This window comes from Nitrospirota bacterium (assembly GCA_026387665.1).
Classification (GTDB): domain Bacteria; phylum Nitrospirota; class Nitrospiria; order Nitrospirales; family Nitrospiraceae; genus Palsa-1315.
This window is the reverse complement of record JAPLLG010000007.1, coordinates 55,085-77,596: the sequence shown is the minus strand read 5'-3', so window position 1 is coordinate 77,596 and position 22,512 is coordinate 55,085. Positions and strand designations below refer to the sequence as shown.

Sequence of the window (22,512 nt, the reverse complement as noted above, 5' to 3'; positions counted from 1 at the left end):
GTGTATAATGCGAGGGACAGCGAGGCGTTCTGTCTTGTTGTTGGTCGGTTGTGTGGGGGGCTAGCTCAGTTGGGAGAGCACTACGTTCGCAACGTAGGGGTCGCGGGTTCAACTCCCGTGCCCTCCACCAAACCAAGCTTGCTCGTGCCGCGCGCTTTTCTTTTATTGTTGCGCGCGGATAAACCCCTCCAGTTTTAGGGCTATCTACTCCCGTGCCGAGCTTTCTCTCTTCTGTTCCTCTTATCTCTGATAGACCACCGTCACGCGGGCGAGAAAGTCGATGAGTTCGGCTGTATGGCGTCGGATCGCGGCGAAGTCTTTTCGTGCGGTCGCCTGCTCCAAGGCGGCTCCCATCGCACTGATGGCGGAGAAGCCGTAGCCTCCTCCGTCTCCATTCATCCGATGTCCAATCAGCTCAATCGTTTTCAGATCATTCTGTTCCAGCGCGGTTTCGAGCCGTTGCACGTCGCGGTGACGATTGGCGAGAAAGCCCGGCACGATTTCTTCGAGGTCCTGGTGGATGTGCACGACGAGGGTCTGCGCGTTGTTCGTGTCGGGTTCCGTCGTCATGCCGCGCACCGTCCTGTGCAGGTCTGGAGGACTTCCAGAAGAATGTGTTTCTTGATGGGTTTGGTCATGTGGGCATCGCAGCCGGCTGCGAGGATCTTGACCCCTTCTTCTTTCAGCGCCAGAGCGGTTAAGGCAATGATCTGCGTGGGGGGGAGATCCTGCTCCTGTTCCCAGGCCCGGATCGCTCGCGTGGCCTCATAGCCGTCCATGACCGGCATCTGCATGTCCATGAGGATCAGGTCGTAGGCGCCTTTCTTGAATCGCTCCAAGGCAAGGGCTCCGTGATCCGCGATGTCCAAGCGATAGGGACTCCGTTGCAAGTACGAGCGGATGAGCACCTGACTGTCTAGCGAATCCTCCACCAGCAAGATGCGAAGCGCTTTGCCCAGGATGGGAGAGGCGAGACGCGTCGGGGGAGAGATTCCCTCAACCTGGGGGGTGCCGGTCGCATGGTTGATGGTAATGGTTTGCAGGAGATCAGATTTCCTGATCGGCTTAATTAGGTAACCGCTCAGTCCCATGTCATAGGTGCGGGCGATGTCGTCGGCCCAATGGTGGGAGGCCATCATGACGATGGTCAGGTCGAGGGAGGGGCCAGCGAGTTTGATGGCTTCGGCGACTTGGAACCCGTCCATCCCCGGCATGCGGCAGTCGAGGAACAGGAGGTGGTAGGGGCTGGCCGAGGCGGCGGCTCTCCGCCATTCATCGATGGCTGCTTGCCCGGACGCCGCCTCTGTGACCTCTGCTCCCCAACCGGCCAGGGCCTCCCGAAGAATCAGACGGTTGGTTGCATGGTCGTCAACCACGAGGGTTCTGGCCCCGTGAAGATTGATGGGGAGATTATGGTGCGTGGTTGCCGGGCTGGATTGGACGCCGAGCTGTACGCAGCAATGGAAGGTGCTGCCTTTCCCAAGGGTGCTTTCTATCCAGATGCGTCCCTGCATGAGCTCGGCTAATTGTCGTGAGATGGTCAGGCCCAAGCCGGTTCCCCCATAGGTATGGGAGGGCGAGGTATGAACTTGTGTAAAGCTGGTAAACACCGCGTCGAGCTTATCGGCGGGAATGCCGATCCCTGTGTCTGAAATGGAAAAGTGGATCGCGCCAGGCGCGGGACGTTCTGGATCCTGGGTGATCCTCACGATGACGGACCCGCTGTCGGTGAAGGTGATCGCGTTGCTGATGAGGTTGAGGAGTATCTGGTGGAGCCGGTGGGGATCGCCGATCAAGGAAGAGGGCAGGGTGGGCGAGAGGTGGTAGGCCAGCTCAAGGCCCTTTTCATTGGCCCGCATGGCGAGAATCTCGATCGCCTTTTCAATTAAATCGTTTAAGTCGAAGTTGGTTGATTCCAGCTCCAGATGGCCGACTTCGACTTTTGAGAGGTCGAGAATGTCGTTGATCAGACTTAACAGGCTGCCGCCAGCGCGGCGGAAAATTCGCAGATATTTCCGCTGATCGGGGGTCAGATCTGTTTCCCACAGCAGATCGGCCATGCCGATAATGGCATTCATGGGCGTCCGAATCTCATGGCTCACGTTGGCGAGGAACTCGCTCTTGGTATGACTGGCCATCTCTGCGGCTTCTTTTGCGGCGACGAGGGCCCGCTCGGTCTCCTGCCATGCGCGGGCGTCGCGTTTCCTGGCCGTTCGCTCCCGCTTGAGCGTGGATTGGACTACCGCCAACGACGTGTGTGGCTGGCTGATTTTTGGGGGCGACTTGGGTCTGGGCGAGGTTGTGGTTTTGGGCATGACAGCAGGCTCTGTCGCTCAAGGCGGTTAATGTGTGAGAGGGAGGTTCGAGCGATCGTCAGTCCTCGTCGGAGTGAGGGACGAGCGTGAGAATGCCGGCTTGTTTGGCCCGATTGCGGCCTTCCTGTTTGGCTTGATAGAGCGCTTGGTCCGCGGCCTTGACCAATTCGGTGGCGGAGCTGTTCCGGCTCGGGATGATGCTGGCAGAGCCGACGCTGATCGTGAGGCATTTGCCATCGGAGTGGGTGATGTCGAGGGATTGAATGCGCTGGCGAAGTGTTTCCGCTACCTGCGCCGCTCCGTCCGTGCGGGTGCCGGGGAGGACGACCACGAATTCGTCACCGCCGTACCGGGCGACCAGGTCTCCCGGTCTGTTGACGGCCCCCGAGATGGCGATGGCTACCTGCCTGAGGCATTCGTCGCCCGACGTATGGCCGAGGGCATCGTTGTAGGATTTGAACCGATCGATGTCGAGCATGATCAGGGAGAGGGGCGCGACCTCTCGGACCGCGCGGCGCCATTCCTGGTCCAGGAAGTCGTCGAATTGCCGGCGGTTGGTGATGCCGGTGAGGCCGTCCAGGCTGGACAACCGCAGGAGCATCTGGTTGGCTTCCTGGAGCTGACGCATGACTTCCAGCAGTTCCTGTTCGTGCGCCTTCCGCCGATCGATCTCATGGACCAGCCGGAGGACGGATCGGACGCGCGTCAGCAGTTCAACCTTGTTGACGGGCTTTGCAATGTAGTCGAGCGCGCCGGCGGCAAAGGCGAGTTGGAGCTCGACGGGATCGGTTTTGACGGTGACCATGATGATGGGTGTGTCCCGGAACCGTTCGGTGGCTTTGATCTGGCGGCAGGCTTCGATGCCGCTCATGTCCGGCATCATGATGTCCATGAGGATGAGGTCGATGCGAGCGGCTTCGTGCTGGTCGCCGTCGAGTCCGAGCAGATGGAATGCGTCGGCGGCCGAGTCAGCGGTCAGGACATGATCGTAGTTGGCAGCCGAGAGAATCGATTGAACCAGGAGGCGGTCATCCGCCGAGTCGTCAACGATTAAGATGGCCATGGTTGTGTCTATCCCGTAAATAGGCGAACGATTCGCTTGAAAAAAATCGTAGCAGCTACTCTTGATAAACTCCAGGATAAAGCTTTTTGACGCAAGGCTTGCAGATGCCGTGGCTGAACTCGGCTTCGGAATGCTCGCCGATATATTCTTCCAACTGCTGCCAGAATCCTCCGTCATTGCGGATCTTCTTGCAGGAGGCGCAGATCGGGATGAGTCCTCTGAGGACCTTGACCTCCCGGAGCGCTTTCTGGAGTTCTTCGTTGCTTCGCTGGAGTTCCGCCTCGCGCGCTTTGCGGCAGTCCATTTCATTTTTCAGGGCCAGTGCGGACGAGGCTCGCGCCAGGAGTTCGATACTGTTCACGGGCTTGGTGATAAAATCGATGGCGCCGGCCGCAAAGGCCGCCTGGAGATCGGAGTGGTCGCTCTTGGCCGTGACCATGATGATCGGAATGTCGCGGAGGTGGGCGCAGGCCTTGATCCGGCGGCAGGCTTCGACCCCGTCCATCTCCAGCATGAGGACATCCATCAGAATCAAGTCGATCGGTGCGGAGGGCGCCTGGCCGTTCATGCCGAGCAAGGGGAATGCGGCCTCGGCCGATTCGGCGCTCAGGAGATCTTGATGGCCGGCTTTCCCGAGGATGGTCCGGAGGATGGCCTGTTGGTCTGGAGAATCGTCGACGATCAGAATGCCCATAGCGACTCCTGTTGGGCGCGCGCACTTAGCCGTGCACGCGGGCTCCCTTCAGTATAGCAGACGCCGATCGGGCTACTGGAGCTTGGAGCGGACGAGTTCGCTGATCTGTTTGCCGTCGACGGTTTGCCCGGCCACGCGGACCATCACCGCCTTCATGACCGCACCTATTTCTTTCAGCGAGTGCGCGCCGGTTTCCTGAATGGCGGCGTCCACGATGGTGGCGAGCTGCTCAATGGAAATGGCTTGGGGGAGGTAGGATTCGAGAATAACAATTTCCTGCCGTTCTTTGGCGGCGAGCTCGGCGCGGTTGCCTTTTTCGAATTGCTCGACAGATTCCCGCCGTTGCTTGATCATAGTCGTCATGACGCGGCTCATTTCCGCATCGTCGAGATCCTTCTTGAGCTCCAGTTCTTTGTTCATGACGGCAGCCTTGACCATGCGAATCACGTCCATCCTCAGTTGGTCGCGGGCCTTCATGGCGAGCTTAAGATCTTCGGTCAGACGGTCGTGTAGCGACATGGAGCCTCAGGAGCTGTAGATTGAGATGGGATATGGCTGAGAATACCGCGTCGTCAGGACCTAGTCAATGTAGTATCGTATTCGCAAATCCGTCGACAGGCAGGCGGGTCGTGTTCCGGTGGTCGGGGGCGTAAAGTAACATGCGGCGGTGAGCTTGAGCTAACGTGTTCACGCGGGAGGGATTCTATGGTGACGATTCATGTCAGTGCCACGAATTGGCTATGGACCATGGGCGCGGGTCTGATAAGCCTGGTGTTGGTCTTGGTCGTCGGAGCCTGCGCCAGTGAAGCGCCGAAGGGGCCTTCCGAGCCGACAGCGGACCAAGTGCGCAGCCATGCCGATCGGGCCTTCGAGAAGCTCAAGCAAGAGGAACGGGGGCGAGCCGCCCAGCCGCCCATGCCATGATTGGGCGGAGGGTTAGTGATTCGATTTGGGCCTGATCCAGCCAACCAGCCGCGCCACGGGTTTCACGAGGGGCAATTCCCAGAGGAGTTGCCGGCGAGGGATTCGCTCGACGTGGCGCGCTTCATGGAAGGTGCCGAGAAGGCTGGCCGAGACCATGAGCCGCAAGAGGCCTGAGAGAAAAAAGACAAACGGTAAATTCGATACCGGCTGGAGGATGACTCCGGCCCACTCGATGCGTGCAGGCAGATGTTCCACCAGCCAGCTTCCCGTCAAGGCTCCCACCGACCATCCGATGGCGTTGACCGTGCTGTAGAGCGCGATGGCTTTTGCGCGGTCTTCCGGTCTGACCGAGTCGAACACATAGTTCTGTAGTCCCAAGGCCAAGCCGGCCCAAATGACGCCGCCCAGAAAACTGACAGTCAGGAGAAAGAAGAGATTCGTACTCACGAGATACAGCATCGGTAAAAATGGCACCATGAAGCCGGTGATGGAGAGCAGGGCCTTGTTCCCGAAGCGGTCGCCGAGTTGACCCCAGGCATGGAGGGTGAGGAGTTGCCCGAGGAGGCCTGCCGCCAGCCATGCTCCGTAGGGGAAGTAGGACAGGTGCAGGTCCTGCAGGATGTAGAGGACGAAAAACGGACCGGCGATCAGCACGGACGCATGCATCAGGCCTGAAAACAGCAGGAAGCAACGGAAGTCTTTCGTCGTCTGTTGCCGAAAGAAGAGGCGGAACCCTTGCTGCGCTTCGAGCTTGGCGGTGGGCTGCAGGTCCTGAACTGAGGAGAGGGCCAAGGCCGAAAGGAGACGGGCGCTTCCGGCCAAGGCGAAGATCAGCACGAACCCCCACCAGACGGACGTGGAGTCTTGCCAGAGGCTCAGGATCCATCCGGCTCCACAGAGCGCGACGAAGCTGAGGCTGGCGAGGATTTGGGCGCGGCGTGCGAAGTAGGCGCCCCGCTCATGTTGGTCCAGCCAATCGACAATCAAGCTATTCTAGGCCGGGGTGGTGAAGTGGGCGCAAGCAAAGTACGCGGCGGCGCCACCCACGAGGAGCCAGGGGCCCCATTCCGGCAGCAGCAGCGGGAGCAGCACGATAGGCAGCCAGGCCAGGGCTTGCCCGACGGTGCCGGCCGAGATGAGGGTTTTGCGGTTGGGGAACCAATGTAATAGCTTGACGGAGACGAGTTGGGCTCCCGTCCCGATGAGTTGAGGCAAGGCCGACAGCACACCTAATTGAAACGGACTGGCCTGCAGGAGCAGGGCGAAGGCCGAGAGGTACTGTTCGCCGCTTCCCTGTGTGACGGCCTGGCAGGCTCCATCCCGGAGGCCGTAGCGAAGCCCTCGCTCGCCGGTACTTGTTGGCTGGGGGTTGGCTGGTTCAGTTTCTTGCGTAGTCTCGGACGGTGTCAGCTGCACGCGATTGTTTCCTGAGCGGAAATGGTGAACGAGCCTAGCACAGACGCGGAGGCAGAGCGTACATAGATCAGCCGTTCGGCCAGTCGGTTGTTGACCCCGTGCTGCGCTCTCGATACCATACCAGATGAGTAGAGAGGGTCGAGGGTGGCTCCCATGAGAGAGGCGGGAAGAATCGGAATGCAGGCCCTGGTGAGCATGCTTGCCGGATGGAGTCTCGTTCTTTGTTTCTGGCAGGGAGCTGAGGCGCGTGATTCCTTCGCGCCGAAGGAGCAAGCGACGACCGAGGCCGACCCCACGCAAAGTCCCTCGTTCGACGAACAGAAGAAGGGCATCCCGCAATCCCTGTTCACCTGGATCAAAATGGCCAAGGGCTATGACGTTGAGTGGGATACGTTCGGACGAAAAGGCTGGTATACGCAAGATCCCCGGTTGAAGCCGGTCGAGCCTGGATCGGTCTTCCCTGCTGATATTCCCGCGATCTATATTGTGTTCGAATCAGCTCCGCTGGAAGATCCGACTCAGTTCAGCGCGCAATGGTTTCAGGAGGGGGAGCAGGGCCTGCTCTCGTCCGTGCCGCTGGGCAAGGACACCCTGGAAGTGCCGGGGCATGAACGGTATGGATTTTTGGAACTCAAGAGGTCAGGAGAGGCCTGGGCGGTCGGGACCTATCTGGTGAAACTGTTCATCACGCCGCTTGGGCAACAGTCCTTTCATGCAGGCAATCAGGTCGGCACCATGCGGTTTACTATTGTCGAGGTTGCTCCTGCCGGCGTGAGTCCGCATAAGTAGCGTCATTCACAACAGAGAAAAGGAACAGGATGGGAGAGCGTATTAAGGTTACGGATCAAGAGAAGCTGACGTTGCTCTATGAGCGATTCAGAGACGTCTGTCTGGTCGAGAAGGAAGTCTGGAAAGAGATTTTCATGCCGCGGGATATCACGCAGGGCCCCGTCAGGACCAACGTGCAGGATCGCTATGACGTGGAGATCGATGATCCCGCGATTGAAGATGCCCTGGAGGCGAATATCCCTCGCGGCAGCCAGAGCTTGGCTGCCGCGATTCAGGAATATAGAGCCAATATTTCGTTTTACCGAAAGGTGTGAGGAGCGTCAGCAGGCACTTGTCCCGTTGCCGCGTTCGGTTAGAGTCGTTCCAAGGCGTCAATACGCGCTTCGATCGGCGGATGCGTAGCGAAGAGATGCATGAACCCCGACGAGTTGCCGGAGATCTTCATGGTCGCCAGCGCATCCTGTGACGAGTACTCGATCTGCGACCTGGTGACCCAGCGATCGATCGCGCGAAGGGCCGAGATCATCGAGGCCTTGCCGTAGACCTTGGCGGAAAAGGCGTCCGCGCCATATTCGCGCTGCCGTGAAAACCAGCTGATCAGGACCGAGGCCAGGACACTGACGATGATCTGCAGCACGATCGAGAGCCCGAAACCGAGCATCGCTTGATCGCGTTCCGCAAAGAACCGGCGCACCCACATCGAGATGTAGTACACGAAGGTATTCATCAGTCCCGCCAGCACGGTCGTCGCGAACATATCCCCATTGTAGACATGGCCCATTTCGTGGGCGAGGACGGCCCGCACTTCCTGCTCCTGCAGATGCGTCAATAAGCCGGTCGAGACGGCCACCATGGAGTTGTTCTTGCTGGGGCCTGTTGCGAAGGCGTTGGGATCAGCTGATTCGTAGACCCAAACCTCAGGCATCGTAATGTGAAGCCGCTGCGCGATCTCCTGGACGGAGCCGTACACGACCTGTTCGGCATGGGACTGGGGTTGCGTGATCTGGCGGCAATCCAACATGGCCCGCGCCATTTGTTTGGAAAAGGCCAAACTGATAAAGGCGCCGCCAAAGCCGAGCACAAGGGCCCAGACTAACGAACTCAGATCGACCGATCCTCTGAGATCGATCCCGAACATCGGCAGCACGATATTGATCAGTAACGGCACGGTGAGCGAGAGCGTCACCATGATCAGAATGTTGGCGGCCAACAGTAGGAACGTACCCTTCATCCACTTCATCGAGATCCTCCTTCAAGACTATCGACCCGCCTTGTCATTCGGGCGAGTCACCAGTGAGAGAGATTATACTAACCGATTCCCTGAAATGCATCTCAATCGAACGAATTCACGGCGATGGTACTGAGCATAACGCCGAATCGGCCAAGGTCAAGGTGCCGGAAGTGGCTGAAGTTTTGGGTAAGTTGACCCGTCAAGCCCATCCTGTTAGAAGTGGCTCATGATGAAGACGCTGCGGCGATGGCCCCCTGTGTTGGCGACTGTGTGGTTGCTGACAGTTGTCGGCGAGCCGGTCGTGCTTGCGGCAGAGCCCTCTCAGTCAAGCCCTTCGTTGGTGATCCCTGTGGCGGCAGACGGGGTGCAGCGAGCCAGGGTTACGCTGGAGAGCTACTCCTATAGCCCAAGCCATCTGATTGTCGAAGCAGGGAAGCCGGTTGAACTGACCTTGATCAGTGTGACGACGATTACTCCGCATAATTTTATCATCAAGGATCCAGCCGGAAGCCTGTTCGTCGAACAGGAGGTGAGCGCCGGCAAGACAGTCACCATCACATTTACGCCGATTCAGCCCGGCACCTTTCCCATCTATTGCGATAAACGGCTCTGGCCCATGCCGAGCCATCGAGACAAGGGGATGGAAGGGATCTTGGAAGTACGATAGATATGGCGACGAACAGAGAGATTTCCAAACAGGAACTACTTCGCGACCTTCTCAAGCAAGTGTCCCGTCTGTTTTACACGACGCTGGTCGTGGTCCCGGCGGATGTGCGCGATCAAGTCAGTCTTGGCTATCTGTTTGCCAGGGCAGCGGACACGATTGCGGATACGGAATTGATCGACCGTTCGCGGCGGCTGGATTTGCTCGGCCAACTCAAGGCTCAGTTCATGAGCGATCAGATTGCCTGGACCCAGGTGCAGGAGATTCAGCAGGCGGTGGGGCCGGTCCAACAGAACCATTCCGAGCGGATCCTGCTTGAACGGCTGGAGGACTGCTTCAGGCTCTTGCAGGCCTTGTCGCCGGACGATCGCCGCCGTATCCAGCGGCTCATGACGACGCTCACGCAGGGCATGGAGATGGACCTCGCCGTGTTCCCCGGCAATTCAGTTGCAGAGCTCACGGGGCTGAAGACGCTGGAGGAGCTGGACCGCTATACCTATTACGTGGCCGGCTGTGTGGGAGAATTCTGGACCGATTTGATGTGTGCGCATCGGAAGGCTTTGGCTCACTGGAAGGTGCGGGAGATGTCGGAGGTCGGTGTGAGATTCGGAAAGGGGCTCCAGCTCACGAATATTGTGAAGGACATCGCGCATGATCTCCACAATGGCCGCTGCTATGTGCCGGCGCCCATGCTGGCCGAAGCAGGATTGACCGCACAGGACTTACTAGACCAGCGGAACCGCGCCAGGTTTCAGCCGGTCTTGCGCAAGCTGGTCCGTATGGCGGTGGAACATCTCGATCAAGGCTGGCTCTATACGATGTCGATCCCGCGCGGTGAAATGCGGTTGCGGCTGTCCTGCATGTGGCCGATTCTGTCGGCCGGCGAATCGCTCAAGCTGGTCATGAATTCGCCCGATCTCTTGAATCCTGCCGTGAGAGTGAAGATTCCCCGCAGCAAGGTCTACCAGATCATGGCCCTCACGACCTTCACCGGCGCCTGCGGTTACGTGGGGACTGCCTATTGGGGACGACTAAGAAAGCAGATTATCTAGCAGTTGGTGGGGTAGTTCGTAGCCTGCTCTGGGGGGAGAAAACTTTGTTTTTCTCTTCGTCCATTATAGGGGTGGCCTGGGTTGGTCCCCTACTGCGCGCATCGAACGAGCACCATTTCATCGTGCGCGTTCTGCGAGCAAAGGGGGCTAACCCAGGCTACCCTGCTACTTTTTCTGCGGCTCCAGCATCTTTTCGCCCTTCTTGAACACCCCATAGATTGCCTGCGAGGGGCAGGCATCCAGGCAGAGACGACAGCTTTCCAGGCAGCGGGACGGATCGAACTTGTAGGGAGGAGTCGAGAGCCAGGCGCCGGTCGGGCAGATGGGCATGCAAATGCCTTGGTGGGTGCAACGGTCTGGATGGCGGACGAGGTGGTCACGAATGATCATCATAGGTTTGATTCCTTCAAAGAGACCTTGGGAAAAGATGTCGAACATGTTTCTGTTTGGGAGGCTGTCGCTCACTTCCACTCCTTCACAAGTTCTTTCAAGCGATCTTTCAGCTCTGGAATCTGTTCCAGGTTATTCTGAATCGCTCCAAGAATCTTATCGGCTCTGGCGGCCATGAGGGCGTCTTTGTCTTTTTTGGCCAGCCGGTCATATTCCACGTAGGCCGTCTGGTGCGTCAGTTCGAGGAGCGACCGCGCCACCGTCAGGGCTTCGCCCAGCTCGTAGGGTTCCGTTGCCATGGGGGGCAGGATGGTAAAGGTGCCATCGGCGCAGACCAGCACGGCGGCTCCCTGTTTCCCTTTGAGGGGGATGACGTCGATGATGGTTTTCCCCGCCAAGGCTGTCCAGTCTCCGAGTAACCCGGGAAACTGTTTCATGAAGGCCACCTTTTCCAGGTTGGCTTTCCATTTTTCTTCGACGGCCATAAGGGTCCTTGTGGTGCGGTGCTACGGTTTAAGCGGAGGGACGGTCATGGGAGCTGGATGGCCGGGCAAGACGAGACGGGTCACGACTTCGCCTTTGACGACATGGCGCTCCATGATTTCCGTCACGTCGGCTTCGGTTTTGACTTGATACCACACGCCTTCTGGGTAGATGACGACGCTCGGCCCTTCGGCGCAATGGTCGAGACAGCCGGCTTTATTGGCGCGGACGACGTTTTTCAAGTCCAGCCGTTTCGCTTCCTGTTTGAAACAGGCGTGGAGCGCTTCAGATCCGAGCTTCGAGCAGCTCCCGCGTGGATCATCGGGGCTTCGCTGGTTGGTACAGACGAAAATATGACGGGTAAAGGTCGACACGAATGATTCCTGTTCGTCTAGGCTCGTACCGTGGTGGTCTGCATACGGCCTATGAGTTGTGTGACGTCGGCTGCGGTCAGGAATAAAGACTGGCCTGCCGCTCCTGCGAGAATCGCGGCGATCTCCCGCAGCCGTAAGGAGGCCCGTTGAAATTCTTCCTGGCTGGACAGGGTGGAGCCTTGGCCAGCCGCGAATTTGTCGAACTCACCCAGGATATCGCGAAAATCCCGTTGGAGATTTTTCTGCATCGAGCAGCCTTCGCAGTACCATTTCGGGCTTTGATCGGTCGAGGGGGACAGCCGATCGTAGGTTCGGCCGAAAAAGTCCTTCCCGAGCGATAACTTCATGAGCGCGGTGCCGGTGGCGCCGCAGGCATTGCAGGATCCAGATACGGAACCCATAGAGCCTCCCTCTGTCGATCGTGAGCTAAAGCGTGCGAATCTTACACCAGGCCTGCGCGCACTGTCTACTTGAGAGGGCCGTTGCCGCTGGTCCCGCCGTGCATTTTCACCCCTGTTGTATATAATGGGCGAAGAGTTTTTAGATTGATCGCGCAAGGAGGAAGAATCATGGTCGTCGGGGTACCGAAAGAGATCAAGGATCATGAGTATCGTGTCAGTGTCACCCCCGATGGGGTGCGGTCGTTGCGTCAAGCAGGCCATGAGGTCTGGGTCGAACCATCGGCCGGGGTGGGCAGCGGGTACTCAGATGAGGACTATCGGGCCGCCGGCGCCAGCATCGCGCAATCAAAAGAGCAGGTGTTTCAGCAGTCGACGCTCATTGTAAAGGTGAAGGAGCCGCTGCTTTCCGAGTGCCACCTCTTCCGTCCAGACCAGACCCTCTTTACCTATCTGCATTTGGCCTCTTTGCCTGAGCTTACCAAGGCCCTCATGGAGACTAAGATCACGGCGATCGCCTATGAGACGATCGAGGCGAAAGACGGCACCTTGCCGATGCTCAAGCCGATGAGCGAAATCGCCGGGCGGATGTCGGTGCAGGTTGGCGCGCGTTATTTGGAAAAGACGCAAGGGGGACGCGGGTTGCTCCTGGCCGGTGTGCCGGGCGTCGAGCCGGGGAGGGTCGTGGTGTTGGGGGCCGGGGTCGTGGGGAGCGCAGCGACGAGAATTGCCGTCGGCATGGGGGCTCAGGTAACAGTGGTCAATCTTGACCTTGAACGGCTCAGGTCGCTCGACGATTTGTATCGCGGACGGATCGTCACCCGCGCCTCCACGGAGGCTGCGATCGAGGAGTCGGTGATCGCCGCGGACCTTGTCATCGGGGCGGTGCTTGTCCCGGGAGCCCGCGCGCCCAAGCTGGTCTCGCGTGGACTGGTGGCGCGGATGAAGCCAGGATCTGTGGTGGTGGACGTGGCGGTCGATCAAGGGGGCTGTTTCGAGACGACGAAGCCCACGACCCATTCGGACCCGGTCTATCTGGTGGACGGGGTGCTGCATTATTGTGTGGCCAACATGCCGGGGATTGTTTCCCGCACCTCGACAGTTGCCTTGACCAATGCGACGCTGCCCTATCTTCTGCTCCTGGCCTCGCAGGGGGTGGAGCCGGCTGTTCGCGCAGACGCGGGGCTGGCGAAAGGGGTGAATCTGGCTGGCGGCAAAATTACCTGTCGCGGGGTGGCCGATGCCCATGGCTTGCGTTTTGACCCTCTGATGTAAGACAATCCCTCTTCGCTTCGTGGTTCTGTTGATTTTGTCGGGGCGTAGCGCAGCCCGGTAGCGCACTGCGTTCGGGACGCAGGGGTCGCAGGTTCGAATCCTGTCGCCCCGACCAAACAGAGCTTCTTCGTGCCGCCAGCCGAGTCCCTCCGGCTGGCGGAGAGTCCCTCCGGCGTTTCCCTTTTAGTTTTTCCATCCCAATCATGTTCTGCGCGGTTCTCTTGGTGGAGCCGGTCGAGGCGCCGTTTCGTTTCCATCCTTTTCTTTTCAGAACCGTTGTGCGAAGTTCTCGCGCGTGGAATCGCAAAACGCGTGACGCCTTTGCGGAGGTGTGAGAGTATTCGTTCGTTGGATAGGCATCTTCGTAACCGACTGTCCATCTGGTGTATGTCCGATTCGATTGAGCAAGCAGGCGTCCGCGCGAGACTGCTGGTAACGGGGAAAGTCCAGGGCGTCGGGTATCGAGCCTTTGCGGCTCGCGTCGCTACGCAACGAGGCCTCTGCGGGGGAGTCAGGAATCTCGATGATGGCCGGGTCGAACTTGAGGTTGAAGGTCTCAAAGACCTGGTTCTAACTCTGATTGAAGATTTACAGGTCGGGCCGCCGGCCTCGCGAGTGGCATCGGTTGACGTAGAGTGGAGCCAGGCGACAGGGCGATATTCGAACTTTCAAGTCTGGTACTGAGCAAATAAGGCAGGAGCGACGGCACGCATGGCGCGAGGGGGCGAGGAGTTACAGGATCGGGGCGAAGCGCGCCGACAGACCGTCGACCGCGACGACGAGGATACGTCCGAATCGTCGGGCGGGGACGAGTCGTCTGCCGGCGAGGAGAAGTCGAGCCAACGCTCTGAAGGATTGGATCCCCTCAAGTGCTACTTGCGCGAGATTCGTCACTCGACCTTGCTGACGTTTAAACAAGAGCAGCAGCTGGGCAAGCGGATCATGGCGGGCGACGAGCAGGCGCGCCAGGAGATGATCGAATCGAATCTCCGCCTGGTGATCAGCATCGGGAAGCGCTACATGCATCGCGGGTTCCCCTTTTCCGATGTCATCGAAGAGGGCAATCTCGGGCTGATCAAGGCCGTTGAGAAATTCAATTATAAGCGAGGATTTCGTTTCAGTACCTACGCCTCCTGGTGGATCAGGCAGTACATCGAACGGGCGATTATCAATCAGGGCAAGCTCGTGCGGTTGCCGGTGCATGTGGTGGAGCGGCTGAATCGCTATCTTGGGAAAGTGGAGCAGCTGGTCCAGGAACTCGGACGGGAGCCGACCGCTTCGGAAGTGGCGGTCAAGATGAAGACGACGGACGAAGAGGTCTTGGATCTCAGGCAAGTGGTCCGGACGACTTGTTCGCTGGACAGTCCGATTAATGATGGCGCCGATACCTTCTTGCGCGATGTGATCGAGGATCCTGCCTGTATCTCTCCTGCCGATACGGCCGAGGGGGTGATGCGGCGGGAAGAGATGATGACTTGGGTCACGGAGTTGCCGGAGAAAGAACAAACTGTTATTGTGGCGCGGTTTGGGCTCGATGGAAGTGAGTCGCAGACGTTGGAAGAGATCGGCCGGGAGATGGGGCTGACCCGTGAGCGGGTCCGGCAGATTGAAATGGCCGCCTTAGCTCGCTTGCGCCATACGATTGAACGTAGAACCATGAAACAGTCCGACTTGCTCTGATCGATGACCACCGTGAACTATCAGTCCCTCATTCGCGAAGTGCCCGATTTCCCCAAACCGGGTATTCTTTTCTACGACATCACGACGTTGCTCAAGGACGCCCGAGCCTTGTCGTCGATTGCCGATGAGTTGACCGCCTACTATGAGGGACAGCGGATCGCCAAAGTCATCGGCATTGAATCCCGCGGGTTTATTTTCGGAGGGATGCTGGCGAACCGGTTGAATGCCGGGTTTGTTCCGGTCCGGAAGCCAGGCAAGTTGCCCGCTGACTGTTTTGAAGTCAAATATAGCCTTGAATATGGATCGAATTCCCTGGCCATCCACCGCGATGCGATTGCCGAGGGGGAACGGGTCTTGATCGTGGATGATTTGCTGGCTACAGGGGGCACGGCAGCTGCGACTGTGTCCCTCGTTCGCCAGGTGGGTGGCGAGATCGTCGGACTCGATTTCCTGGTAGAACTTCAGGGCCTGAAGGGGCGCGACAAACTGGCCGGCTACCCCGTTCACTCGACCATCTTCTACCCCTAGGGGCTTCTGGTCCCTCCGTTCCAACCTCTTGTCAAAGACCATGCGCCGTGCTATGAATGCCGAACTTTTTTCGGCTATTCGACGTTCATCACAGGAGTAGGATCCGCCATGGCAACAAAAACCCCCGCCAAGAAGAAACCAGTGGCGAAGGCCAAGGCGCCAGCAAAGGCCGTAAAGACAACAAAGACAGCTAAGCCAGTGAGCAAGCCGAAGCCTGCCGCAGCCGTCGTGGTTGAAAGGCCCATCAGTATGGCCGTGTCTCCCTTGGCCGCCAGACCCAAAGAGTCGGCGAAAGAGCGCGAGGATCGGGAGCATCGACGCGAAGTCCTTCAGCAGATGCTGATGCGCAAGCGTCAGGAAATTATCAAAGAGATCGAAGGAAGCCTGGGCCAATCCCTCATCGAGGATAAACAGCGCCGCCTTGAATCCGCGCGCGATGTCGGCGATCAAGCCCTCATGGATCTCGATCGCGAGTTGGGTATTTCCTTGATGGAAATGCGCAATCGTCGTCGGCAGGCCATCGATGAGGCGTTGACGAGGCTTACCGAGGGCACCTACGGCATTTGCGCGGAATGCGGCGTCGAGATCAGCGAGCGGAGGCTGGAAGCCGTGCCTTTTGCGAAGCTCTGCGTCGAGTGCCAGTCGAAAGAAGAGTTGCTGGAAAAAATCGAGCGAGAAGAAGATCGCGATTAGTGGTGTCCCTCGCGATCGGTGATCTCCCGCCTTCCGTGGTCCGTATCCGTCAATCATGATCCATCCTTTATCCTTGTGAGGCGAGGCTCGCGTGTTGCGACCTCGCTGGCTATCCTGCGTCGTTTCTAGGAATGGGTGTGATGAAGCCAGCCAGTAATCGAGCCGTCATCTTGGCAAGCGGAGGACTGGATTCCACCGTCACGGCGGCTATTGCCAAGGAGGAGGGCTGTGAGCTCTTCTTCCTCACGATGGCCTATGGACAGCGCCATGCTGTGGAGGTGGAGCGGGCCAAGCAGGTTGCCGCGGCCCTCGGCGTCGTGAATCATCTGGTGATGGAGTTGGACCTTCGCGCCATCGGCGGATCTGCGCTGACCGGGTCGGCGGCCGTGCCTAAAGATCGAGCGGGCCATGAGCGGAGCCAGGGCATTCCAATCACCTATGTGCCGGGACGGAATCTCATCTTCCTTTCGATTGCGGCGGCTCATGCGGAGGTGGTGGGGGCGTCGTTCATCTACTTTGGCGCGAACGTGCTCGACTATTCCGGCTATCCGGACTGCCGGCCTGAGTTCATTCGTGCTTTTGAAGCAGCGGTGAAGGAAGGCACGAAAGCCGGCACAGAAGGGATTCCGCTACGTGTGAAAGCTCCCTTGCTGATGTTGACGAAAGCGGACATCATCCGGCGAGGGATCGAACTCCACGTGCCGTTTCATCTGACCCATAGTTGTTACGACCCCGTGGAGGAGCAGGCTTGCGGGCGCTGCGACAGTTGCGTGATCCGGCGGGAGGGGTTTGCGAAGGTCGGGGTTGTAGATCCTGTCTCGTATGCGCTATAACCCGTGACACGTGAGACGTAACACGTTCACTGTCAGCAAGGGGATTGTCTCATGTCGCCGGAAGAATTCTTCATGTATCTCACGATCGGCCTGATCGTGCTTGTGCCGATCGGCGCCCGTCTCTATCGCCGGACCACACTCCGGCGTACGCAGCAGATGTTGCGCGATCAGTTCGGGCAGCAGAAGGGGCCGGATCAGCGGCTGTGATTCTATGGTACCTGTCATGACCTCACGATCTCAGATCGGCATATGGTTGTTGGTGGTGGGCCTCTTCGTGGCTTGCGATTCCTCACAGCCGAAACAAGCGGCTGGAGGCGGTCCTGCGCCAGCCGAGCTCCAAGCTGGTGAAACGAAATTCACCGCCAACTGCGCGGCTTGCCACGGAAACCAGGCGGCAGGAACCGACCATGGCCCCCCGTTGGTGCATAAGATCTATGAGCCGAACCATCATGGCGATCCCGCGTTCCAACGGGCCGCGGCCAACGGAGTGAAGGCGCACCATTGGGAATTCGGCAACATGCCGAAAGTCGAAGGCGTCACTCCTGAAGACGTCGATCAGATCGTGAAATATGTCCGGTGGCTCCAGCGCCAAGCCGGCATCCAGTAGCTTCTCCCTCCCTTCTTTTCCTCTTCGTGTGATACGCCAAATCGTCGGTTCATCGTTACAGGAATCCTTCGTAGGTGCTGATGCCGAGCCAGTATAGGTCCATGTTGCTGGCGACATGGAGGGGGTTATCGCGAATTCATCTGTAAGAACAACGGGATAGCTTGACAGGCTGAAGGCCTTCGCTCAGACTCTCTTTCATGCAGGATCAGACCGAACAGACGCTTCTTGCCACCCTCGCTGCACGTGTCGGCATCGTTGCTGACTACCACGATATCTCAGGGACGCTCCATTGCACGTCTGATGATACTAGGCGAGCCCTTCTGGCTGCCATGGGCTTTACGGTCGATTCGATCACCTCGCTAACAGAGGCATTGCAAACATGGGACGAGGCTCCGTGGCGCCGTCTTTGTGATCCTGTCCTGGTTTTACGTGAGGGTGAGGCGGGCGCTCCTCTGTCTTATTGCTTGGCGCGCGAAGAGGGGAACGAACAATCGGTCGTGCTGGAGTGGCAGATCTTCGACGAAGCGAATGGGGTGGTGCGGGAAGGTCAGGCAGGGCCTGGGCTTTCCGCTGTGGAGGTCCGTGTTCTCGATGGCCGCAGGCATGTGCGTCTTGAGATTCCTGCTCCGTCCGGTCTTTCGCTCGGGTACTACCGGTTGCTGGTACGGGCCGAGGGGTTGGTCGGTGGGACGGAGGGAACGACGCGCATTATCGTGGCACCCCGCCAGTGCTATGTTCCGCCCTCGATCGAGATGAACCAGCGGTTGTGGGGGCTAGCCTTGCAGCTCTATTCGTTATCTTCCGATCGGAATTGGGGCTGCGGCGACTTCACGGACCTTGGACGGATTGTGGAATGGGCGGGAAAGGAACTCGGCGCAGGAGTGATCGGATTGAATCCGCTCCATGCGCTGCGGAATACCACGCCCTATCACATCAGCCCCTATGCGCCCTCCAGCCGGCTCTATCTGAATGAACTCTATATCGATCTTGAGTTGTTGCCTGAATTCCATCGGTCGGAGGAGGTGCAGCGGCAGTTCCTCGCTCCAGCGTTTCAGGCCACGCTCCAGGCGTTACGAGAGAGTCGGCGTGTGGATTACGACGCCATCGCGACCGCCAAACGGGCCATGCTCGAATTGGCCTATCGCGAGTTTTTGAAAGAGGCCTATAGTGGCGAGGAGCCGAATCTCCAGCCGAGCATAGAACGAGCCAGGCTGTTGGAGCGGTTCATCCAGGCTGAGGGGCAGCCACTTGAGTCGTATGCCATCTTCCAGTCCCTGGAGGAAGACCGTCGGCTGATTCAGTCCAAGTCGGCTACCTGGCACGATTGGCCAGCAGAGTTTGCGACGCTGGGCCAGCCGGTTCGTGATTATGCGGCGCAACATCGGACGCGCATTCGTTTCTTTCAATATATCCAGTGGGTCGCGAGCGAACAGTTGGCCGATATTCAGCGGGCGGCTGAGCGGCTGGCCATGCCGATCGGGCTGTATCATGACCTGGCGCTTGGGGCCGATCGGAATGGGGCCGAGGCCTGGATCTATCAATCGGTGCTGGCCTTTGGAGCGGACTGCGGCGCGCCCCCTGACCCCTTTGCGCCAGAGGGGCAGAACTGGGGTCTGCCTCCGATCAATCCTCAGGCACTGCGTGCCAGCGGCTATGAATTATTAATCCAGTTGCTGCGCCATAACTTTCGGTTAGGCGGGGCTATTCGACTGGACCATGTGATGGCCTTCTGTCGTCTCTTCTGGATTCCGCGCGGGAGGCCTGCATCGGAGGGTACCTATGTGCAGTACCCCTTCGATGACCTGTTGGCGATCGTGGCATTGGAGAGCGTGAGATCTAAAACTTTGGTGATCGGCGAAGACCTCGGCACCGTGCCAGATTGGGTCAGGGAACAGTTGGCGAAGGCGCGCGTGCTCTCCTATCGCGTGTTTTACTTCGAGCGTGGCTGGGACGGAGCCTGGAAGCAGCCTGGCGACTATCCGGCTCAGTCGTTGGCTGTGGCCACGACGCATGATTTGCCGACGCTTGCCGGATTTTGGTCCGGCGAGGATCTGCGAGTACGGGCGGGGTTGGGCGCCTTTGCCGATGACGCGGCGCGCCATTTGGCTTGGGAGGAGCGGCAGCGCGATAAGGTCGGCATGCTCCGTGCCCTCGATCGGGAAGGCCTTCTGCCTCAGGGCGTGACGGAAGACCTGGCCACCGCGCCAGTCATGACGGCGGATCTCTGCCGAGCGATTCATTGCTATTTGGCTCGCACACAGTCCTGTCTCGTGCTGGCGAATCTGGAGGACGGCTTGGGCGAACTGTCGCAAACCAATCTTCCCGGGACGGTCGACAGCCATCCGAACTGGACCCGTAAGTATGCGCTCCCGGTTGAGGCAATCCTCTGTGATGAGCGAATGAAACAACTGGGGGCTGTCCTGCGTTCGATCCGTCCGCTACAATGATGCCTGATATGCAGAAGCGTAGGTGTCTCCCATTTTCATGTTGAAACAAAATCGCATTGTGTTGGCGATCGCGGCGGCGGTGTTCGTGGCGATCGTCATTCTGGAAATGGCCGCTCCGGCAAATATCGTCGGGGCCTATGGTTTCGTGCTGCCGATTTTATTGGTCGCGACGGTGCGTCATCGCGGACTGATGCTGGTCACGGTGCTGGCCTGTGTCGTGGCGACCTATATGGGATTGTTGCAACCGACCAAGCCAGGGCGGTTTCAGGCGGCGGTGATCAATCGCAGTGTGGTGGCAGGCGTGCTGTTGGTCGTGGCCTATATCGGCATGACCTGGGAGGAACGCAAGGCGCGAGAAGAGGCGGCGCGCGCGGCGCTCGCCAGAGAAACGGAAAATCTTTTGAAGGCCAATACGCAATTGGTCGATGCGAAAGATCAGCTGAATCGTTCGGAGCGGCTGGCCGCGGTGGGGCAGTTGGTGGCCTCCGTCGCGCATGAGGTTGGCACGCCGCTGCACTCGATCGCCTGGCATGTGCAAGCGTTGGCGGAAGAGCCGGGTGTGACGCCTGAGATGAAGAAACGGGTGACGGTCATCGATGAGCAGCTTACGCGGGTCGTTCGGATCATTCAGGATTTATTGTCCTCCACCAGGCAGCGTCAGCCGGAGCCGAGCTGGTTGCCGGTGGGGCAGGTGATCAGTCCTGCAGCCGCGTTGATGGAGCCGGCCTTTCATGCGAAAGAGATTGCCTTGGCGGTTGAAATCCCCGGAGACCTTCCGCTCGTCTGGGCCGATGCGGAGAAGATGCACCAAGTGCTGGTCAATCTGCTGGCCAACGCCTTAGCGGCCACGCCCTCACATGGATCGGTAAGAGTGGTCGTCGGAGCCCGTGCTGCCTCAGCGGACGAACTCGATCGTGGCAGGCGGGTGGCCCAGTCGATGTCGTCCCTGGTGGTGACAGTGGCGGTGAGGGACACGGGCTGCGGCATGCCAGAGGCCGATATGCAGAAAGCCTTTGAACCGTTTTTTACAACCAAGGCGGTTGGCAAGGGGACAGGATTAGGTCTATTCTTGAGCCGCGAAACGGTGCTGGCCCATGGGGGCAGTCTGGCGCTTGAGAGCGAGATGGGCCGTGGCACCACCGTCACCATCACCTTGCCTGGATTGAAAAACGAGCCGGTTCACGCGACAGAGAGGAACTGATGCAGCCAGCGAATATTTTGGTAGCCGATGACGATGCGGTGGCGCGCGAACTGCTGGCGGATGCCTTGAAGAAGGAAGGCTATGCCGTGGAAGCCTTCGGCAGCGGAGAAGCGATCATCGCGCGTGGACGCCAGGGGCGCGTCGATCTCGTGCTGACAGATATTCGTATGGGCGCGGTCGATGGCCTGACCGTCTTGCGCGAGTTCAAGCGTATGAGCCCTGATACGGCGGTTGTGGTGTTGACCTCGTTCGGCTCTCTTGAGGGCGCGATTGAAGCGATCAAGCAGGGGGCCTACGACTATCTCGCCAAGCCCTTTAAGAAAGAAGATATCAAACTGGTAGTCAAGCGGAGCATCGACCATTGCCGGCTCGTGCGGGAAAATGCGCGGTTTCGCGAAGAGTTGAAGAGTAAAGATGAATGGTCTCCCTTGGTGGGGAGCAGCCCCGCCATGCTGGAGGTCTATAAGCTGGTGGCGCGGGTAACTGAGAGCAAGAGCACGGTATTGCTCCAGGGAGAAAGCGGGACCGGCAAGGAACTGATTGCGCGGGCGATCCATGCGAACGGGCCTCGACGGGATAAACCGTTCATTCCGGTAAATTGCGGGGCCCTGCCGGACACGCTGCTGGAATCAGAAATGTTCGGTTATGAGAAGGGGGCCTTTACCGGCGCGGTGGGCAACAAGGTCGGCCTGTTTGAAGCGGCGAACGGGGGCACGTTGTTTCTCGACGAAATCGGCGAGATGGGGCAGGCCTTGCAAGTGAAGTTGCTGCGGGTGATGCAGGATCATGAAGTCCGCCGTGTCGGCAGCACGACGTCCACCAAGGTCGATGTCCGGATCATCGCAGCGACGAATCGAGATCTTGAGCAGTTGGTCAAGGAGGGGAAGTTCCGGGACGACTTGTTTTACCGGCTCAATGTCGTGCGGATCACCTTGCCGTCGTTGGTGGAACGGCGGGAGGATATCCCGATGCTGGTCCATCACTTCTTGCAGAAATGCGCGATGGGGGCGGCGCATGCGGTGCGGGGGGTGCTGCCGGAGACGATGGCGCTGTTGACGCAGTACCGGTGGCCCGGCAATGTGCGCGAGTTGGAAAATGCCATTGAGCGGGCTGTGTCGCTGAGTCATGGTCCGCTCCTGACGCCGGATGATTTGCCCGCCACGTTGCGTCAGACCGTGCCGTCACCTCATGAAACAGCCGGGGCGATCGGTCAGAGCGATGAGGGGGGGCTGACATTGGAAGAGGTTGAGAAGCGCCATCTCGTCCGCATTCTGAAGGAAACCAAGGGGAATAAAGTCAAAGCCGCCAAGGTGCTTGGGATCGACCGCCGGACTCTGTACCGGATGGCTGAACGGTTCGGATTGGATCTTGGCGACGATGCCGAGAGCGGAGAGAAAGAATAGCAGAGAGGGTTAGCAGGATGCTCAAAAAGGCCGTCCTTGTTGTTCGTAAAAG

Annotated in this window: 28 protein-coding genes and 2 tRNA genes; 18 read left to right on the top strand and 12 right to left on the bottom strand. The window is 58.9% G+C overall.

Going from position 1 to position 22,512, the window contains the following annotated elements; genetic code table 11:
* Positions 1–54: 54 nt before the first annotated feature.
* Positions 55–130 (top strand) — tRNA-Ala (locus NT179_04585).
* Positions 131–240: 110 nt separating this feature from the next.
* Here the strand turns inward: NT179_04585 and NT179_04580 are convergent.
* The 5 genes from NT179_04580 to NT179_04560 all read right to left on the bottom strand — a co-directional run bounded on the left by NT179_04580 (position 241) and on the right by NT179_04560 (position 4,591).
* The gene (locus NT179_04580) at positions 241–570 is read right to left on the bottom strand and encodes an Hpt domain-containing protein (protein MCX5721291.1); all 330 of its coding nucleotides are present in this window, start codon (positions 568–570) and stop codon (positions 241–243) included.
* Positions 567–2,315: a response regulator gene (locus tag NT179_04575; GenBank protein MCX5721290.1), complete on the bottom strand. Its 1,749-nt coding sequence runs from the start codon at positions 2,313–2,315 to the stop codon at positions 567–569. Before NT179_04575 ends, NT179_04580 begins: the two co-directional genes overlap by 4 nt.
* A gap of 58 nt (positions 2,316–2,373) precedes the next feature.
* Positions 2,374–3,378, bottom strand: a complete 1,005-nt coding sequence (locus NT179_04570; GenBank protein MCX5721289.1) for a diguanylate cyclase — start codon at positions 3,376–3,378, stop codon at positions 2,374–2,376.
* Between the two features lie 55 nt (positions 3,379–3,433).
* Positions 3,434–4,072, bottom strand: coding sequence for a response regulator (locus tag NT179_04565; protein ID MCX5721288.1), 639 nt, complete (start codon positions 4,070–4,072; stop codon positions 3,434–3,436).
* Positions 4,073–4,144: 72 nt separating this feature from the next.
* Complete coding sequence (locus NT179_04560) at positions 4,145–4,591, bottom strand: GatB/YqeY domain-containing protein (protein ID MCX5721287.1); 447 nt, start codon at positions 4,589–4,591, stop codon at positions 4,145–4,147.
* 186 nt (positions 4,592–4,777) lie between these two features.
* On the opposite strand from NT179_04560, the gene NT179_04555 reads away from it, so the two are divergent.
* The gene (locus tag NT179_04555; GenBank protein ID MCX5721286.1) at positions 4,778–4,996 is read left to right on the top strand and encodes a hypothetical protein; all 219 of its coding nucleotides are present in this window, start codon (positions 4,778–4,780) and stop codon (positions 4,994–4,996) included.
* Between the two features lie 12 nt (positions 4,997–5,008).
* On the opposite strand, the gene NT179_04550 is transcribed toward NT179_04555, so the two are convergent.
* Both NT179_04550 and NT179_04545 read right to left on the bottom strand, forming a co-directional pair.
* Positions 5,009–5,983 carry an MFS transporter gene (locus tag NT179_04550; protein ID MCX5721285.1) on the bottom strand — a complete coding sequence of 325 codons (975 nt, stop codon included), beginning with the start codon at positions 5,981–5,983 and terminating at the stop codon, positions 5,009–5,011.
* A gap of 6 nt (positions 5,984–5,989) precedes the next feature.
* Positions 5,990–6,412: a hypothetical protein gene (locus NT179_04545; GenBank protein MCX5721284.1), complete on the bottom strand. Its 423-nt coding sequence runs from the start codon at positions 6,410–6,412 to the stop codon at positions 5,990–5,992.
* A 153-nt stretch (positions 6,413–6,565) separates the two neighbouring features.
* On the opposite strand from NT179_04545, the gene NT179_04540 reads away from it, so the two are divergent.
* Both NT179_04540 and NT179_04535 read left to right on the top strand, forming a co-directional pair.
* On the top strand, positions 6,566–7,201 hold the full coding sequence (locus NT179_04540) for a hypothetical protein (GenBank protein MCX5721283.1): 636 nt from the start codon (positions 6,566–6,568) through the stop codon (positions 7,199–7,201).
* Between the two features lie 29 nt (positions 7,202–7,230).
* Positions 7,231–7,515, top strand: a complete 285-nt coding sequence (locus NT179_04535) for a hypothetical protein (GenBank protein MCX5721282.1) — start codon at positions 7,231–7,233, stop codon at positions 7,513–7,515.
* A 38-nt stretch (positions 7,516–7,553) separates the two neighbouring features.
* Here the strand turns inward: NT179_04535 and htpX are convergent, their stop codons facing one another.
* Positions 7,554–8,441 carry a protease HtpX gene (gene htpX, locus NT179_04530; protein ID MCX5721281.1) on the bottom strand — a complete coding sequence of 296 codons (888 nt, stop codon included), beginning with the start codon at positions 8,439–8,441 and terminating at the stop codon, positions 7,554–7,556.
* Between the two features lie 217 nt (positions 8,442–8,658).
* On the opposite strand from htpX, the gene NT179_04525 reads away from it, so the two are divergent.
* Complete coding sequence (locus NT179_04525) at positions 8,659–9,099, top strand: cupredoxin domain-containing protein (GenBank protein MCX5721280.1); 441 nt, start codon at positions 8,659–8,661, stop codon at positions 9,097–9,099.
* A gap of 2 nt (positions 9,100–9,101) precedes the next feature.
* Positions 9,102–10,148: a squalene/phytoene synthase family protein gene (locus NT179_04520; GenBank protein ID MCX5721279.1), complete on the top strand. Its 1,047-nt coding sequence runs from the start codon at positions 9,102–9,104 to the stop codon at positions 10,146–10,148.
* 165 nt (positions 10,149–10,313) lie between these two features.
* On the opposite strand, the gene NT179_04515 is transcribed toward NT179_04520, so the two are convergent.
* The 4 genes from NT179_04515 to NT179_04500 all read right to left on the bottom strand — a co-directional run bounded on the left by NT179_04515 (position 10,314) and on the right by NT179_04500 (position 11,796).
* Positions 10,314–10,541 (bottom strand): hypothetical protein, encoded by a 228-nt coding sequence (locus tag NT179_04515; protein MCX5721278.1) that lies wholly within the window; start codon positions 10,539–10,541, stop codon positions 10,314–10,316.
* Positions 10,542–10,609: 68 nt separating this feature from the next.
* Entirely contained in the window at positions 10,610–11,023 is a 414-nt protein-coding gene (locus NT179_04510; GenBank protein MCX5721277.1) for a hypothetical protein, read from the bottom strand.
* 21 nt (positions 11,024–11,044) lie between these two features.
* Positions 11,045–11,395: a (2Fe-2S) ferredoxin domain-containing protein gene (locus NT179_04505; GenBank protein MCX5721276.1), complete on the bottom strand. Its 351-nt coding sequence runs from the start codon at positions 11,393–11,395 to the stop codon at positions 11,045–11,047.
* Positions 11,396–11,412: 17 nt separating this feature from the next.
* A complete protein-coding gene (locus NT179_04500) occupies positions 11,413–11,796 on the bottom strand; it encodes a hypothetical protein (protein MCX5721275.1) in 384 nt (127 codons plus the stop codon).
* 168 nt (positions 11,797–11,964) lie between these two features.
* Here NT179_04500 and ald point away from each other — a divergent pair, with 168 nt between their 5' ends.
* The 12 genes from ald (at position 11,965) to NT179_04440 (ending at position 22,460) form a co-directional block, all read left to right on the top strand.
* Positions 11,965–13,068 carry an alanine dehydrogenase gene (gene ald / locus NT179_04495; GenBank protein ID MCX5721274.1) on the top strand — a complete coding sequence of 368 codons (1,104 nt, stop codon included), beginning with the start codon at positions 11,965–11,967 and terminating at the stop codon, positions 13,066–13,068.
* A 38-nt stretch (positions 13,069–13,106) separates the two neighbouring features.
* Positions 13,107–13,183: transfer RNA gene (locus NT179_04490), tRNA-Pro, on the top strand.
* A gap of 272 nt (positions 13,184–13,455) precedes the next feature.
* On the top strand, positions 13,456–13,752 hold the full coding sequence (locus NT179_04485; protein MCX5721273.1) for an acylphosphatase: 297 nt from the start codon (positions 13,456–13,458) through the stop codon (positions 13,750–13,752).
* 27 nt (positions 13,753–13,779) lie between these two features.
* Positions 13,780–14,748: a sigma-70 family RNA polymerase sigma factor gene (locus NT179_04480; protein MCX5721272.1), complete on the top strand. Its 969-nt coding sequence runs from the start codon at positions 13,780–13,782 to the stop codon at positions 14,746–14,748.
* 3 nt (positions 14,749–14,751) lie between these two features.
* A complete protein-coding gene (locus tag NT179_04475) occupies positions 14,752–15,276 on the top strand; it encodes an adenine phosphoribosyltransferase (protein ID MCX5721271.1) in 525 nt (174 codons plus the stop codon).
* Positions 15,277–15,384: 108 nt separating this feature from the next.
* Positions 15,385–15,969 (top strand): TraR/DksA family transcriptional regulator, encoded by a 585-nt coding sequence (locus NT179_04470; protein MCX5721270.1) that lies wholly within the window; start codon positions 15,385–15,387, stop codon positions 15,967–15,969.
* 140 nt (positions 15,970–16,109) lie between these two features.
* On the top strand, positions 16,110–16,802 hold the full coding sequence (gene queC / locus NT179_04465) for a 7-cyano-7-deazaguanine synthase QueC (protein ID MCX5721269.1): 693 nt from the start codon (positions 16,110–16,112) through the stop codon (positions 16,800–16,802).
* Positions 16,803–16,853: 51 nt separating this feature from the next.
* Complete coding sequence (locus NT179_04460) at positions 16,854–17,009, top strand: hypothetical protein (GenBank protein ID MCX5721268.1); 156 nt, start codon at positions 16,854–16,856, stop codon at positions 17,007–17,009.
* A gap of 16 nt (positions 17,010–17,025) precedes the next feature.
* Positions 17,026–17,409 carry a cytochrome c gene (locus NT179_04455; protein ID MCX5721267.1) on the top strand — a complete coding sequence of 128 codons (384 nt, stop codon included), beginning with the start codon at positions 17,026–17,028 and terminating at the stop codon, positions 17,407–17,409.
* Positions 17,410–17,606: 197 nt separating this feature from the next.
* A complete protein-coding gene (gene malQ, locus NT179_04450) occupies positions 17,607–19,856 on the top strand; it encodes a 4-alpha-glucanotransferase (protein MCX5721266.1) in 2,250 nt (749 codons plus the stop codon).
* A gap of 37 nt (positions 19,857–19,893) precedes the next feature.
* Positions 19,894–21,057, top strand: a complete 1,164-nt coding sequence (locus tag NT179_04445; GenBank protein ID MCX5721265.1) for an ATP-binding protein — start codon at positions 19,894–19,896, stop codon at positions 21,055–21,057.
* Positions 21,057–22,460, top strand: coding sequence for a sigma-54 dependent transcriptional regulator (locus NT179_04440; protein ID MCX5721264.1), 1,404 nt, complete (start codon positions 21,057–21,059; stop codon positions 22,458–22,460). The genes NT179_04445 and NT179_04440 overlap by 1 nt, the downstream gene beginning before the upstream one ends.
* The last annotated feature ends 52 nt before the right edge of the window (positions 22,461–22,512 follow it).